The 14,774-nt window shown below is 67.0% G+C and carries 11 protein-coding genes and 2 tRNA genes; 6 read left to right on the top strand and 7 right to left on the bottom strand.

Annotated elements, in window-relative coordinates; all coding sequences use genetic code 11:
• Positions 1-401: 401 nt before the first annotated feature.
• From VIK36_RS16100 to yidC, 4 genes are all read left to right on the top strand, one after another.
• Positions 402-2,483 carry a DEAD/DEAH box helicase gene (locus tag VIK36_RS16100; protein ID WP_324642694.1) on the top strand — a complete coding sequence of 694 codons (2,082 nt, stop codon included), beginning with the start codon at positions 402-404 and terminating at the stop codon, positions 2,481-2,483.
• 300 nt (positions 2,484-2,783) lie between these two features.
• A tRNA-Thr gene (locus VIK36_RS16095) sits at positions 2,784-2,855 on the top strand.
• Positions 2,856-2,915: 60 nt separating this feature from the next.
• Positions 2,916-2,989: transfer RNA gene (locus tag VIK36_RS16090), tRNA-Met, on the top strand.
• A gap of 79 nt (positions 2,990-3,068) precedes the next feature.
• A complete protein-coding gene (gene yidC / locus VIK36_RS16085; protein WP_324642693.1) occupies positions 3,069-3,869 on the top strand; it encodes a membrane protein insertase YidC in 801 nt (266 codons plus the stop codon).
• A gap of 8 nt (positions 3,870-3,877) precedes the next feature.
• Here yidC and VIK36_RS16080 read toward each other — a convergent pair whose 3' ends face one another.
• A complete protein-coding gene (locus VIK36_RS16080; RefSeq protein WP_324642692.1) occupies positions 3,878-4,777 on the bottom strand; it encodes an SDR family oxidoreductase in 900 nt (299 codons plus the stop codon).
• Entirely contained in the window at positions 4,774-5,226 is a 453-nt protein-coding gene (locus tag VIK36_RS16075; RefSeq protein ID WP_324642691.1) for a nuclear transport factor 2 family protein, read from the bottom strand. Before VIK36_RS16075 ends, VIK36_RS16080 begins: the two co-directional genes overlap by 4 nt.
• Before the next feature lie 92 nt (positions 5,227-5,318).
• Here VIK36_RS16075 and VIK36_RS16070 point away from each other — a divergent pair, with 92 nt between their 5' ends.
• Entirely contained in the window at positions 5,319-5,978 is a 660-nt protein-coding gene (locus VIK36_RS16070) for a helix-turn-helix domain-containing protein (RefSeq protein ID WP_324642690.1), read from the top strand.
• 77 nt (positions 5,979-6,055) lie between these two features.
• Entirely contained in the window at positions 6,056-6,610 is a 555-nt protein-coding gene (locus VIK36_RS16065) for a dihydrofolate reductase family protein (RefSeq protein ID WP_324642689.1), read from the top strand.
• Here the strand turns inward: VIK36_RS16065 and VIK36_RS16060 are convergent.
• From VIK36_RS16060 to VIK36_RS16040, 5 genes are read right to left on the bottom strand one after another with little or no spacing between them, the layout of a single operon-like run.
• The gene (locus tag VIK36_RS16060; protein ID WP_324642688.1) at positions 6,595-7,815 is read right to left on the bottom strand and encodes an MFS transporter; all 1,221 of its coding nucleotides are present in this window, start codon (positions 7,813-7,815) and stop codon (positions 6,595-6,597) included. The two genes, VIK36_RS16065 and VIK36_RS16060, sit on opposite strands and share 16 nt — an antisense overlap.
• 38 nt (positions 7,816-7,853) lie before the next feature.
• A complete protein-coding gene (narI, locus tag VIK36_RS16055) occupies positions 7,854-8,651 on the bottom strand; it encodes a respiratory nitrate reductase subunit gamma (protein ID WP_324642687.1) in 798 nt (265 codons plus the stop codon).
• A gap of 2 nt (positions 8,652-8,653) precedes the next feature.
• Positions 8,654-9,274: a nitrate reductase molybdenum cofactor assembly chaperone gene (narJ, locus tag VIK36_RS16050; RefSeq protein ID WP_420716275.1), complete on the bottom strand. Its 621-nt coding sequence runs from the start codon at positions 9,272-9,274 to the stop codon at positions 8,654-8,656.
• A 26-nt stretch (positions 9,275-9,300) separates the two neighbouring features.
• Positions 9,301-11,010 (bottom strand): nitrate reductase subunit beta, encoded by a 1,710-nt coding sequence (gene narH, locus VIK36_RS16045; RefSeq protein ID WP_324642685.1) that lies wholly within the window; start codon positions 11,008-11,010, stop codon positions 9,301-9,303.
• Positions 11,010-14,720 carry a nitrate reductase subunit alpha gene (locus VIK36_RS16040; protein ID WP_324642684.1) on the bottom strand — a complete coding sequence of 1,237 codons (3,711 nt, stop codon included), beginning with the start codon at positions 14,718-14,720 and terminating at the stop codon, positions 11,010-11,012. The genes narH and VIK36_RS16040 overlap by 1 nt, the downstream gene beginning before the upstream one ends.
• Between the last annotated feature and the right edge of the window lie 54 nt (positions 14,721-14,774).

Genomic DNA, 14,774 nt, shown 5'->3' with positions numbered 1-14,774 from the left:
CGCCGCACGGCTGCGGGGCGCGGGGCGGTGTGCGCAAGCTCACCGCCGTCGTCGGCCGTTCAATTTCCGGTCTCCGGCATCCGTGCCCTACACTTGAAACATCCCCCACTCCGGAAATCCCTTTTTCCTGCCCAATTCTTGAGGCAGGACTGGCAAGTGTTGGGGCCCGCGCAAGCGATGCGGGCATTTTCATAGGGAGAGCCGGCTAAAGAAAACGCTGTACAGACTGCTGGGATAGCAGCCAAGAGATGCAGCGCGAAGTCCTGCCACGGGATTGCGAAAGCGCCGGACTTCTGTGACCGGCCGGTCAACGTTTGCCCGGCATCATCGGCACGTGTACTGCGGCTCCGCTCACCTCGGGTAGTGCCGCCTGGCCCCCTATGGATGAGGAATATCTCTCTATGCCCGAAAATCAGAACGAAACCACCGCAGCGGCAACCGCTGAAACCGCTACCGTCGAATTCACTGAGGCCGCTGCGCCCGCAGCCGAGCCCGCTGCCACCGAAGCTGCCGCAACGGCCGACGTTGCTCCCGCTGCCAAGGCCGCGGATGATGACGAAAACACCGTCAAGTTCGTTGACCTCGGCATCGACGCCCGCGTCCTTGCCGCCCTGCAGGATGTCGGGTACGAAAAGCCGTCCCCCATCCAGGCGGCCACCATCCCGCTGCTGCTTGAAGGCCGCGACGTGGTGGGCCTGGCGCAGACCGGTACCGGCAAGACGGCAGCATTCGCAGTGCCGGCACTGTCCCGCCTGGCCGAACTCCACGACCTCAACGGCCCCTCCCGCAAGACCCAGGCGCTGGTCCTGGCCCCCACCCGCGAGCTGGCCCTCCAGGTTGCCGAGGCCTTCACCTCCTACGCCAAGCACATCGACGACTTCACCGTCCTGCCCGTCTACGGCGGCTCCGCCTACGGCCCCCAGCTCGCCGGCCTGCGCCGCGGCGCCCAGGTGGTCGTCGGTACCCCCGGCCGCGTGATCGACCACATCGCCAAGGGTTCCCTTGAACTGTCCGAACTCCAGTACCTGGTGCTGGACGAGGCTGACGAGATGCTGCGCATGGGCTTCGCCGATGACGTGGAACAGATCTTCCAGCAGACCCCCGAGGGCCGCCAGGTTGCCCTGTTCTCCGCCACCATGCCCGGCCAGATCCGCCGCATGTCCAAGCAGTACCTGAACAACCCGGCCGAGGTGCAGGTCAAGTCCAAGACCACCACCGGCGCCAACACCCGCCAGCGCTACCTGCAGGTCATGGGCCCGCACAAGCTGGACGCCATGACCCGCATCCTCGAGGTGGAAGAGTTCGACGGCGTCATCGCCTTCGTCCGCACCAAGATGGCCACCGAGGACCTGGCTGACAAGCTGCGCGCCCGCGGCTTCCAGGCTGCCGCCATCAACGGCGACATCCCGCAGCAGCAGCGCGAGCGCACCGTCGACGCGCTGAAGGAAGGCCGGATCGACATCCTGGTGGCCACCGACGTCGCAGCCCGCGGGCTCGACGTGGAGCGCATCAGCCACGTCATCAACTACGACATCCCGCACGACACTGAGTCGTACGTGCACCGCATCGGCCGTACGGGCCGTGCCGGCCGTTCCGGTGAAGCCATCCTTTTCATGACGCCGCGCGAGAAGTACCTGCTGCGTTCCATCGAGAAGGCCACGCGCCAGCCGGTGGAGCAGATGCACCTGCCCACCGCCGAGACCGTCAACACGCTGCGCCTGGGCAAGTTCGCCGAGCGCATCACGGAGACCCTTGCGTCCGAGGATGTTGCCGCCTTCCGTGACCTCATCGCTTCCTACGAAGAAGAGCACAACGTTCCCGCTGCCGAGATTGCCGCAGCCCTGGCGGTCATGGCGCAGGGCGGCCAGCCGCTCCTGGTGAAGGAACTGCCTGCCGCTCCCGAGTTCCAGAAGCGTGAGCGGTCCAAGGACGGCTTCGGCTCCCGTGGCCCGACCCGGACGCTGACCGAAGGCAACGCCACCTACCGCATCGCCGTGGGACGCCGCCAGCGGGTCATGCCCGGCTCGATCGTGGGCGCCATCGCCAATGAGGGCGGCATCTCCTCTTCGCAGATCGGCGGCATCGACATCCGCTCGGACCACTCCCTGGTGGAACTGCCAGCGGACCTGAGCCAGGACCAGCTGCGCGCCCTGTCCCGCACCCGGATCGGCGGCGAGCTGATCCACCTCGAGCTGGACAACGGCCGCAAGCCCTCCGGCGACCGCGGCGCCTACCAGGGAAACCGCGGCGGTGACCGCGGTGGCAACTTCAAGGGCAACGGTGGGTTCAAGAAGGAATTCCGCAAAAACGACGGCGAGCGGACCTCCGCTGACCGTGGCGGCCGTTCGTACAGCGACCGTTCGGAGCGTTCCTTCAGCGACCGCGGTGACTCCCGCTTCGCCGGCCACGGCGACGGCTCCCGCAAGCCCCGCAGCGGCGGCGACAGCGGCCACCGCGACTTCAACCGCAAGGGCAAGTGGTAAACACTCCCGCGCGTTGAGAGATTGACGACGGCGATGGGCCGGCTTTCGAGCCGGCCCATCGGCATTTAAGCGGAAGTCGAATGTGGGGCTGGACACATTCCAGCCCCGGCATGTAAGTAACGTGCCTTAAAAAGGCGCTTCCCGGCGTCGGCCGCTCCGCTGTCCATGCCCGTTCAGCCGCGGAATTCCGCGGAAAATGCGGCGTGCGCGGTGCCGGCGGCGGGTGCAATTCCCAGTCCGGGGAGGGGCTGGACGCCGATTTGTTGGTGCGTAAATCTTCCGGTAGAGTATTTACTCGTTGCCCCCCTAGCTCAGTGGTAGAGCGCGTTCTTGGTAAGAACGAGGTCACCGGATCGATTCCGGTGGGGGGCTCTGAATGAGGGCCTGCGTCAAGGCGGTTTGACCGGCTTGACGCAGGTTTTTCTCATTCGTGGCGGTGTAGCTCAGTTGGTTAGAGCGCACGACTCATAATCGTGAGGTCGGGAGATCGAGCCTCCCCACCGCTACAGGCTAAGCCCCCTGGATCGAAAGATCCCGGGGGCTTTCCTGTTTCCAGGATCCGCAGTAGCTTGGCAGCAACTGCGGATGGGGGATTCGGTGGACTTTCCGGCGGCGGTGATGGAGCCGTTCCGATGGCTCGTGTCCGTCATCATGGTGGCTTTCCACGACGGCCTCAGCGCGGCGGGAATGCCGCCGGGGGACGGCTGGACATGGACGCTGTCCATCATCGGGCTGGTGCTGGTGATCCGCGCCGCGCTGGTTCCAGTATTCCTGGCCCAGGTCCGGGCCCAGCGCCGGATGCGGCTCCTGCAGCCGGACCTGAAGGAGCTCCAGGACAGGTACAAGGGCAGGACGGACCAGGCGTCGCGGCAGGCCATGGCCCAGGAACAGATGGCCCTGTACAGGAAGCATGGCACCAACCCGTTCTCGGCATGCCTGCCGCTGCTGATCCAGGCGCCGTTCTTCCTGGCCCTCTTCCAGGTGCTGTCCGGAATCTCCAGCGCCGTGCGGCAGGACCAGGGCATTGGCGCGCTGGGCAGCGAGCAGGTGGTCCAGTTCGATTCCTCTAGCATTTTTGGAGCTCCGCTGTCCGCCTCGCTGCTGCACGGTGGTGGTGACCCCACTGCGGTGGCGGTGCCCGCCGTCGCCATGATCCTGGTGATGATTGCCTGCCAGTTCCTTACCCAGAAACTTGTGGCGGCACGGACCATGGCCGGGCAGGACCCTGACAGCCCGCTGATGCGCCAGCAGCGGATCCTCCTGTATGTCCTGCCGTTGATCTTTGGCGTGGGCGGGATCTTTTTCCCCATCGGCGTCCTGGTTTACTGGACGGTCTCCAACCTTTGGACGCTGGGCCAGCAATCCCTGGTGTCGCGCCGGCCGTGAGCGAGGGGTCAGCGGCCGGACAATGCCTGCGCCTGCTCCTTGAGGAAGTCGCTGACGGACTTCGGCTTGATCCCACGCTGGCGGAGGGGCGCGTCATCCCAGGTGGCCACGTTCAGGTCGGAGGTCAGGCCCGCTCCCAGCGCGGAGGCCAGGCCATCCCTGCGATGCGAGAGCGCCTTCACCGCGAGCCGGGCGACGGGGCGCGGCATGTGCTGCACTTTCATCTTGTGGTGCATCAGTTTCCCGGCGAGGGCAGCGGCCTCGTTCTTCGACACAGGTTCGGGGCCGCCAAACTCGACCAACCGGGGCGGATCCGGCTCCACCGCCAGAGCGCACAGGAGCGCCGCCACGTCATCCGTCGCCACCCACCGCGCCTTGGTGTTGCCGTGCCCTATAACCGACACTTTGCCGGCCGCCATGTCGAAGCGGCTGATGGGGGAGAAGTGGATTTCCTGGAAGGCGTCGGACCGCACGATGACCGTTTGCATGGCAGAAACCGACAGGCGCCTTTCCATTGCGTGCTTGGCGTGCCGCAGTGGTGTCTCGACAGCGGTTTCGATGCCCGTGAAGGACAGATAGACGAAGCGGCGGACGCCGGCGGCCTCCGCAGCGTCGATGAGGTGGCCCATGCCCACCTCGTCAACGTCGCGCAGACTGGCCTGGCTGCTGCCCTGCAACCGTCGGCTTATCGCCGTCGCCGTGGCAATCACCGTTTCGACGCCCTGGCACGCGGGAGGCAGCGTGGCAGGTTCAGTGAGGTCTCCGCGCACAACTTCCGCGCCGATCGCACGGAGCTGTGAATCGTCGGTGGTGCGCCGGACCAGGCAGCGGACATCCTGCCCTGATCCACGCAGCAGCCGGGCCACCCGGCCGCCCAGGTCACCCGTGGCGCCGACCAGGAGGATCATGGCCGTGTTCCTTCCATTCCTGCTCCGGTGACGGCCTGGACCGCGGCATTCACGTCCGCCGGGTCCCTTTCGACGGGCTCCAGGTAGAACCTCACGGCCGCGATCCGGTCGTTGCGGAGGCTGAAGATGGCGACGCCGGCCTGCTCGACAGTGCCGCCGTCCAGGCGGGTGCCCTGCGATCCCCATTCGACCCATACGTTCCCGCCGGTGCCGGTTGCCGAGTCCAGCACTGTCACGGTCATGTCCGGGATCCCTGCGAACAGTGCGGACCAGTTCTTCCGCACCTGCGCGCTTCCGGTGAAGCTGCGGGCGGGGTGGTTGGGGGTGATATTGACGTAGTCGTCGGCGAACTCAGCCACCATGGCATCGAGGTCGCGCCGCTGTGCCGCGGAAAACATTCGGCGAACAGGGCCGTCGGGGAGGCGGTCCACGCCGTTTGGCGTGCCCATTGAAAGACTCCTTGGTGCCTCGCCCCGCGAGGCTGTGACCTGTTAGATTGAATTCAATACAGTGAACTGTATTGATTGGAGTTTAAGACCGCATGCAGAGCCCAGTCAATGCCTCCGGCAAACGCCCCGCACAGCGCAGTTATGACGCGCGGCGGCGCCGGCAGCTCGCCGCGGAGTCGCTGCACAGCGTCCGTTCGCACGCCAGGGAGCTGTTCCTTGCACAGGGATTTGGCGCGACGACCATTGCGGAGATTGCGCGGGCTGCCGGAGTCTCGGGAGAGTCGGTCTACAAGAACTTCGGCAGCAAGGCGGGGCTGGTCCGCGCCATCTACGAGGAGAGCCTCCTCGGTGCCGGCGGTCCGCCGGCGGAGCAGAGGTCTGATCTGGCCCAGACGACGGAAACGGATCCGGTACGGCTAATGGAGCGGTTCGGCCGGTTCGCCACGGAGATCAGTCCCATCGGCGCCCCGGTCTACCTCCTCATCAGGGACGCGGCGGCCAGCGGGGACGCTTCCATGGCGGCACTGCTGCGTGACGTGGACGATGCCCGCTACCGCCGGATGCTGCACAATGCCCGGCAGCTGGTGGGCAGGGGACTCCTCAAGCCCGGACTCACCACGGCCGAGGCTGCCGACGTCATGTTCACCTCCACCGCCGCCGAACTCTACGAGACCCTGGTGGTCAAGCGGGGATGGTCCGCCGAACGCTACGGCACGTTCATCGCCAGGACCCTGGCAGCGAACCTGCTCTGACCCGGCCCGGGCGCCTACTGGCCGCAAACCTCCGGCGGGGCCTGTTCCGCGCAGGATTCGACCGGCAGAATGGGCCCATGGCGCAGCTGATCTACTCCGCAATCATGTCCATTGACGGTTACACGGCAGACAAGGACGGCAACTTCAACTGGTCCGCACCGGATGAGGAAGTCCACGCCTTCATCAATGACATGGAACGGGACGTCGGCACGTACCTCCTGGGCCGCCGGATCTATGAGGTGATGTCGGTCTGGGAAACCATGGATACCCAGGATGAGCCGCCGGTCATCCAGGACTACGCGCGCATCTGGCAGGGGGCGGACAAGGTGGTCTACTCCACTACGCTGGACACCCCCAGTACCTCGAAGACCCGCCTCGAGCGGCAGTTCCTCCCGGAAACCGTGCGGGACCTGAAAGAGGACAGCGGCCGGGACATCAGCATCGGCGGCCCCACCCTCGCGGCGCACGCCCTCAAAGCCGGGCTGGTGGACGAGTGCCGGCTGTTCGTCAACCCGGTGGCCGTTGGCGGCGGCCTGCGCTTCCTGCCGGACGGGCTGCAGGCACGGCTGGAGTTGCTCGAAGAGCGCCGGTTCGGCAACGGGGTGGTGTACCTGCGCTACCGTGCCCGCTGAACCGCTGCCGTCCCGGCCCGTGGCTGGACCGCGAAGAGGGTGAACACCAGGGCCACCAGGGCCGTGCCCACCAGCAGGAGCAGCCCGATCGAATAGCTGCGCGTCACGGCGTCGTAAGTGGCGCCCATCACCAGCGGGGGAAAGTAGCCGCCCAGGCCGCCCGCGGCACTGACGATGCCGCTGATGCTGCCCACCTTTCCTGCCGGGGACAGCACACCCACCCACGCGAACACCCCGCCCGTTCCCAGCCCCAGCGCGGCAGCCATGGCAACGAACGTGGCACCCGCGGGAACCTCGCCGTCGGGCCGCAGGTTCACCACCCAGCCCAGGACGGCGACGGCGCCAAGGGCCACGAGCACCACGGGCTTGGGACCAAGCTTGTCCGCCAGCACCCCGCCCACGGGCCGTGCAAGGACGGCGGCCAGGGCAAACCCGGCCGTCCGGGCCCCGGCGCCGGCGGGGTCGAAGCTGTACACGTCCCGCAGATAGGTGGGCAGGTAGGTGGCGAACGAGACGAAGCCGCCGAAGACCACCGCGTACAGGAAGCACATCTTCCACGTCACGGCCGTCCTGGCCGCGTCCAGGAGCTTGGGCAGCACCGGCGCATGGTTGGGGGCCCAGCCCGGTGATTCCTTCATGAGGAACCAGACCAGCCCCGCCATCACGGCCAGGACCCCGGAGATCAGCAGGTGCGTGGGGAAGTATCCGATCCCGGCCACCAGCCGGGGATTCAGGAAAGCCGCCAGCGCCGTCCCGCCCATGCCTGCGCCAAAGACACCGGTGGCGAAGCCCCTCCGTGCGGGTTCGTACCAGGCGCTGACGAACGGGATCCCGACGGCGAACACCGTCCCGGCCACGCCGAGCAGCAGCCCGGCCCCCAGCACCAGGGCAAAGGAACTGATGAGGCCTCCCACGGAGACCAGGAGGATGGGAGGGATGGCGGCCAGCAGGACAAAGGTGAACATCGGCCTGCCGCCGTACTTGTCCGTGAGCGTGCCCACCACGATCCGTCCCAGCGATCCGACGAACACCGGCATGGCCACCAGGATCCCGGTGGTTGCGGGCGTCAGGGACAGGTCCTGGGTGTAGAAGGCGCCCAGCGTGGCCACCGAGTTCCACGCCCAGAACCCTGCCACGGACGCCGCCGTGGCCAGCGCCAGGTTCAGTGCCCTGCCGGTGACTGGCGTTGAGGTTGTTCCGGCCACTGCTCGCTCCTCACCACGTCATTCAAACGCACCGCCGGTCAGCGGTTGCGGGTGTCCCTGTCCGGCGTGCCCACGGCGGACCAGCCCCTGCCCTTGGTCTCCCTGTCCCGCGACCGGTAGACGATGTAGGGGCGGAACAGGTAGTGCAGGGGCGCGGTAAAGGCATGCACCAGCCGCGTGAACGGCCAGATGACGAAGAGCGCCATCCCCACCAGGGTGTGCAGGTGGAAAGAGAACGGCGCGGCCGCCATCGCCGCGATGTCCGGCTGGAAGATAAACAGCGACCGGAACCACGGCGCCACGGTTTCCCGGTAGTTGTGCCCGTGTTCGCCCTCGAAAACGCTGGCCAGCGTGGTCCACAGGCCGAACACGATGGCAGCGGTCAGCACCACGTACATGGTCTTGTCATTTTTGGTGGTGGCCATGAAGACGGGCCCGGTGGTGCGCCGGCGGTAGATCAGGAGGGCGATCCCGCCCAGCGTCGCGACCCCGGCAATACCGCCCACCAGCAGGGCATTGAAGTGGTAGAACTCCTGGCTCATGCCCACCGCCTGGGTCCAGGCCATGGGAATCACCAGGCCGAAGAAGTGCCCGGCGATGACGGCCAGCAGCCCGAAGTGGAACAGCGGGGACGCGATCCGCAGAAGCCGGGATTCATACAGCTGGGAGGACCTGGTGGTCCAGCCGAACTGGTCGTACCGGTAGCGCCACACCAGGCCGCCTACCAGCACCACCGCCATAACGTACGGCAGGACGCCCCACAGGACGGTGTCCCAGCTGTTAACCACGACGGCGGCCCCCGGCCCCGTCTCCAGCGCCGCCCCGAGTGCCCGCATGGTCAGCCCCTCCTGACGGGCAGCAGCCGCGGGTCATAGGGATCGAGCCCCACGCTTTCGGTGGGTGGTCCGTATCCGGCCATGCGCATCACTTCCTGCTCGTCCTGGGGTGACTTTCCCGGCAGCGTGGCGCAGATGGCCGCCAGGATCCGGCCGTGCGGCAGGTTGTCACGCAACAGCCCGAGCCTGAGCATTTCGAGGCTGGCCCGGTAGCGTTGCAGCAGTTCCCGCCCGGCGTCCCCATCGACCCGGGCGGCGAATTCCAGCACCATGGGCAAGTAATCGGGCAGTTCCCCGTCCAGGTCCACCAGCGCGCCGCTGCGCCGGTAGGCCTCCTTGAAGAATCCCAGCACCTCGCCGCGGCGGCGGGTGTCCCCGTCCGTCCAGTAGCTCAAGTGCAGGGCGTGCCGCCTGCCCAGGTCGAATTCGCGGACGTACTGGGCCTGCAGTTCCATGGGCGGGGTGGCTTCCAGGAGGTCCAGCACCGGCGCGAACTCCGGCAGGGCGCCGGGAAATTCGGACAGCGCCGCCCGGACCAAAGGGACCCGCTCCACCAGTTCCCCATCCGGATAGGACAGGCACCAGGCCGCGGCAAGGTAGACCACCTGGTCGCGGCGGTTCACGGTTGGCCGGTCCAAGGCTGGCCGCTTCATGACCCATCCTCGGCGGCAGCCAGGGTGTCCGGCTCCGGGCCCCTGTCCGGGTAGGGCTTGTCCGGGAACAGTCCGGGCGGGGCGCCGCGGCCATCCCAGTTCAGCAGGTTCACCCTCCCGCGCAGGTCTGTTCCGGCCGCGATGGTGTCCGAGCTCTGCCGGTCCCGCAGGGCGTTGAACGTATCCACGGCCACCGGAACGGGCCTGCCGCTCGCCTCGCCAAACGGTGCCGAATCCTGCATGCCCGGTCCGCCGTCGAAGTCCAGCGAACAGCCCAGCTCCTCCAGGTCGTGCGCCTGCTCCAGGTGGGCTGTGGGGATGACATAGCGTTCGCTGTATTTGGCGATGGCCATCAGCCGGTACATGTCGTACATGCTTTGCCCGTCCATGCCCACGGACTTCGGGATGGACTCGTCCGGATCCCCGCCCATGCTGATGCCGCGCATGAAGGAGCGCATGGCCGCGAGCTTCCGCAGGACGGCGGTGACCCGTTCCGTGTCCCCGGCGGTGAAGAGCTCGGCGAGGTACTCCACGGGAATCCGCAGGGCATCGATGGCGCCGAACAGGTTGCCCGTGTCCTCGCCGTCGTGGCCCTGGTCGCGCAGCAGGTCCACCACGGGGGAAAGCGGCGGCACGTACCAGACCATCGGCATCGTGCGGTACTCCGGGTGCAGCGGCAGGGCCACTTTGTAGACCTTGGCCAGGGCGTAGACGGGGGAGCGGCGTGCGGCGTCAAGCCAGTCCTCCGGGATGCCCTGCGCGCGGGCGTCGGCCTGGACGCGGGGATCGTGGGGGTCCAGCAGCACGTCCATCTGGGCGTCGTAGAGGTCCTGCGGGTCGGTGACGGACGCTGCCGCGGTGACGGCATCGGCGTCGTACAAAAACAATCCCAGGTAGCGCAGCCGGCCCACGCACGTCTCGGAGCAGACGGTCGGCAGGCCAACCTCCACCCGGGGGTAGCAGAACGTGCACTTCTCGGCCTTGCCGGTCTTGTGGTTGAAGTAGATCTTCTTGTAGGGGCAGCCGGTGACGCACTGCCGCCAGCCGCGGCACCGGTCCTGGTCCACCAGGACAATCCCGTCCTCCACCCGCTTGTAGATCGCGCCGGACGGGCAGGACGCCATGCAGGACGGATTCAGGCAGTGCTCGCAGATCCGGGGCAGGTAGAACATGAAGGTCTGCTCGTAGGCGAACTTGATCTTGTCCTCGGACTCCCGCCGGACCTTTTCCACGATCGGGTCCAGGTGCCCGTGGTCCTGCGAGCCGCCCAGGTTGTCGTCCCAGTTGGCGGACCAGGTGATCTTGGTGTCCTCCCCGGTAATGAGCGACTTGGGCCGGGCCACGGGGAAGTCGTCACCCAGGGGTGCGTCCACCAGGGTCTTGTAGTCGTAGGTCCACGGCTCGTAGTAGTCCTTGAGCTCGGGCTGGACTGGGCTGGCGAAGATGCCGAACAGCTTCTTGACCCTGCCGCCGGCTTTGAGGACCAGCCTGCCGCGCCGGTTCAGGGACCAGCCGCCGTACCAGCGGTCCTGGTCCTCGTAGCGGCGGGGGTAACCCTGCCCGGGCCGGGTTTCCACGTTGTTGAACCACACGTATTCGGTGCCGGCACGGTTGGTCCAGGCCTGCTTGCAGGTCACGGAGCACGTGTGGCACCCGATGCACTTGTCCAGGTTCATCACCATGCCCATTTGGGCCATTACACGCATCAGTACTGCACCTCCTGGGAGCGGCGGCGCACGGTGGCCACCATGTCGCGCTGGTTTCCGGTGGGGCCGAGGTAGTTGAACGCGTAGGCCAGCTGCGCGTAGCCGCCGGCCAGGTGCGAGGGTTTCACCAGCAGCCGGGTCACGGAATTGTGGATGCCGCCGCGCCGGCCGGTCGCTTCCGATTTCGGTACGTCGATGGTGCGCTCCTGGGCGTGGTGGACGTAGACCACCCCGGCCGGCATGCGGTGGCTGACAATCGCCCGTGCCACCAGTACCCCGTTGACGTTGGTGCACTCCACCCAGTCGTTGTCCCGGACCTTGATGGCATCCGCGTCGGCCGGGCTCATCCAGACCGTCGGCCCGCCGCGGGACAAGGACAGCATCAGCAGGTTGTCCTGGTATTCGGAGTGGATGGACCACTTGGAGTGGGGGGTCAGGTACCTGACCGTCACCTCCATGGCGCCGTCGGAGCCGAGCCGTGGTTCGCCGAACAGCCGGTGCATGTCCAGCGGCGGCCGGTAGATGGGCAGGGCCTCGCCGATGTCGGTCATCCAGTCGTGGTCCAGGAAGAAATGCATCCTGCCGGTGAGGGTATGGAAGGGTTTGAGCCGTTCGATGTTGATGGTGAACGGGGCGTACCGCCGGCCGCCGGTCTCCGAGCCGGACCACTCCGGGGATGTGATCACCGGGACCGGACCTGCCTGGGTCTGGGCGAAGGTGATGAACTTTTCCTCCGAGCCCTCCGCCAGGTCGGCCAGTTTCCTGCCGGTGCGGACCTCCAGCTCCTTGAAGCCCTGGACGGACAGCAGGCCGTTGGTGGTGCCGGAGAAGGCCAGGATTGCTTCGGCCATCTTCGCGTCGGTGTCCATGGCTGGCCGGCCGTCCGCCGCCCCGCCCAGCATCACGCCGTTGGCGTGGCTGAGCCGGGCCAGCGGTTCGGCCATTTTGTAGGTGACGTTCTTGACGGTGAAGCCGAGTTTGTCGGCCAGGGGTCCGACGGCGGCGAGCTTGTCCGCGATGGCCGTGTAGTCCCGTTCCACGACCGAAAAGACGGGCATGTTCTGCCCCGGCACCGCAGGGATGTCCGGGTCCCGCCAGTCGCGGACCCGGCCGCCGGGCTGGGCGAGCTGGCCCGGGGTGTCGTGCTGCAGCGGGACGCTGACGAGGTCGCGGCGGACGCCGAGGTGGGTCCTGGCAAGCCGGGAGAATTCCCGGGCCAGCAGGTGGAAGGTGTCAAAGTCCGTCTTGGTTTCCCAGGGCGGGTCGATGGCGGGGCTGAACGCGTGCACGAACGGGTGCATGTCCGTGGAGGAAAGGTCATGTTTTTCGTACCAGGTGGCGGCGGGAAACACGACGTCGGACAGCAGCGTGGTGGACGTCATCCGGAAGTCGGCGGAGACCAGGAGGTCCAGCTTTCCCTCCGGCGCCTCCTGGTACCAGGCCACGTCGCGGGGCTTGAGTTCCTCTGCACTGTCCCCGCCCAGGACGTTGTTGTGGGTTCCCAGCAGGTTGCGGAGGAAATACTCGTTGCCCTTGGCCGAGGAGCCGAACAGGTTGGACCGCCACAGCACCAGGGTCCGCGGCCAGTTGGCCGGGGCATCCACATCCTCGATTGCCGGGTTGAGGGAGCGGTTCTTCAGCGATTCGGCAATGTAGGAGGGTGTGTCCGCGGCGTTCCCGGCGGCCACCGCGGCCTCCGCCTCGTCAGCTATGTCCAGGGGGTTGCGGTCGAACTGGGGGTAGAACGGCATCCAGCCGAGCCGTGCGGACTGGGCGATCGCGTCCGCCGTGTGCATGCCGTCCAGCTTGCCGGTGGACAGGGGAGACTTGAGGGCGTCGGCGGAGTACCCATCCTGCCGCCACTGGTCCGTGTGCATGTACCAGTAGCTGGTGCCGGTCATGGTCCGCGGCGGCCGTGACCAGTCCAGGGCGTTGGCCAGGGACACCCAGCCGGTGATGGGCCGGGTCTTTTCCTGGCCCACGTAATGGGCCCAGCCCCCGCCGTTGCGGCCCATACAGCCGGTGAGCATCACCAGGGCCAGCACCGCCCGGTACGTGGTGTCGCCGTGGAACCACTGGCAGATGCCTGCCCCCATGATGATCATGGAGCGGCCTTGTGACTCCTCGGCATTGCGGGCGAACTCGCGTGCCACCCGGATGCAGGCCTGGGCCGGGACGCTGGTGATCTCCTCCTGCCACGCCGGGGTGTACGGGGTGGCGGCGTCGTGGTAGCCGGCCGCCCACTCGCCGGGCAGGCCTTCCCTGCCCACGCCGTACTGGGCCAGCATGAGGTCGAACACGGTGGTCACCAGGTGGCCGCCCACCTCCATGACCGGGACACCCCTGCGCAGGATGCTGCCTTCGCCGCCGGCGTCCTCGAAGCAGGGGAGCAGGATTTCGGCGCTCTCCCCGGACACCTCGCGGAGGGACAACGCCGGTTCGATCCCCTCAAGGTCCAGGTTCCACTTGCCTTCCCCGCTGCCCGAGTACCGGAAACCCATGGATCCGTTGGGCACCGCCGCCCGCCCCGCGGCCCTGTCGAACAGGACGGTGCGGAACGCAGCGTCCTCGGCCGTGGACTCCCCGGGGACGTCAAGGGCGGTGAGGAACTTCGACGGCGTGAGGGCGCCGTCGTCGGTTTTCTCCAGCCTGACCAGGAAGGGAAGATCCGTGTACTGCTTCACGTAGTCGGTGAAGAACGGCACCTGCCGGTCCACGAAGAATTCCTTGAGCATGACGTGGCCCATGGCCATGGCCAGGGCGGCGTCCGTTCCGGCCTGGGCCGGAAGCCATTCGTCGGCGAATTTTGTGTTGTCCGCATAGTCCGGGCTTACCGTGACCACCTTGGTGCCGCGGTACCGGACCTCGGTCATCCAGTGCGCATCCGGCGTGCGCGTCACCGGAACGTTGGAGCCCCACATCATGAGGTAGCGGGCGTCCCACCAGTCTCCGGATTCGGGAACATCGGTCTGGTCCCCGAAGACCTGCGGGCTGGCGACGGGAAGATCGGCGTACCAGTCGTAGAAGGACGTCATCACCCCGCCGATCAGCTGGATGAAGCGCGTCCCCACCGCATGGGACACCATGGACATGGCCGGGATGGGTGAAAAGCCCGCGCAGCGGTCCGGGCCGTACGTTTTGATGGTGTTCACGTGGGCTGCGGCGGCAATCTCGATGGCTTCCTGCCAGGACACGCGCACCAGGCCGCCCTTGCCGCGGGCCTGTTGGTAGCGGCGCCGCTTTGCCGGGTCCGCAGCGATCTCGGCAAAGGCCAGTACGGGATCGCCCAGCCGGGCTTTGGCCTCCCGGTACATCTCCACCAGGACGCCCCGCGCATACGGAAAGCGCACCCGGGTGGGGGAGTAGGTGTACCAGGAAAAGGCCGCCCCGCGGGGACAGCCTCTGGGTTCATATTCCGGCCGGTCGGCCCCCACGGACGGGTAGTCCGTCTGCTGCGATTCCCAGGTGATGATGCCGTCCTTGACGTACACCTTCCATGAACAGGAGCCGGTGCAGTTCACCCCGTGCGTGGAGCGGACCACCTTGTCGTGGCTCCAGCGGTCACGGTAAAAGATGTCGCCCTTGCGGCCGCCTTCCCGGAACACCGCCCGGCCGTCCTCTGTCTGGTCCCACCTCGTGAAGAAACGGCCCAGCTTTAACATTGCTTCTGATGCGGGTCCATCCAACCCCGCATGGGGTCCGGCAGCCATGCCCCCAAGCTAGGTGGGTGCCGGAAACCCCCAACAGGGCATAAAGGCCCTGTT

The organism is Pseudarthrobacter sp. LT1 (assembly GCF_035621795.1).
Classification (GTDB): domain Bacteria; phylum Actinomycetota; class Actinomycetes; order Actinomycetales; family Micrococcaceae; genus Arthrobacter.
Note: the sequence above shows the minus strand (reverse complement) of the source record. Positions and strands in the feature narration are given on the sequence as shown.

Bases quoted from the DNA above. Each gene is read 5' to 3' on its own strand.
- VIK36_RS16100 (WP_324642694.1), top strand. From the start codon at position 402: ATGCCCGAAAATCAGAACGAAACCACCGCAGCGGCAACCGCTGAAACC.
- yidC (WP_324642693.1), top strand. From the start codon at position 3,069: ATGGGGGATTCGGTGGACTTTCCGGCGGCGGTGATGGAGCCGTTCCGA.
- VIK36_RS16080 (WP_324642692.1), bottom strand. From the start codon at position 4,777: ATGATCCTCCTGGTCGGCGCCACGGGTGACCTGGGCGGCCGGGTGGCC.
- VIK36_RS16075 (WP_324642691.1), bottom strand. From the start codon at position 5,226: ATGGGCACGCCAAACGGCGTGGACCGCCTCCCCGACGGCCCTGTTCGC.
- VIK36_RS16070 (WP_324642690.1), top strand. From the start codon at position 5,319: ATGCAGAGCCCAGTCAATGCCTCCGGCAAACGCCCCGCACAGCGCAGT.
- VIK36_RS16065 (WP_324642689.1), top strand. From the start codon at position 6,056: ATGGCGCAGCTGATCTACTCCGCAATCATGTCCATTGACGGTTACACG.
- narI (WP_324642687.1), bottom strand. From the start codon at position 8,651: ATGCGGGCACTCGGGGCGGCGCTGGAGACGGGGCCGGGGGCCGCCGTC.
- narH (WP_324642685.1), bottom strand. From the start codon at position 11,010: ATGCGTGTAATGGCCCAAATGGGCATGGTGATGAACCTGGACAAGTGC.
- VIK36_RS16040 (WP_324642684.1), bottom strand. From the start codon at position 14,720: ATGGCTGCCGGACCCCATGCGGGGTTGGATGGACCCGCATCAGAAGCA.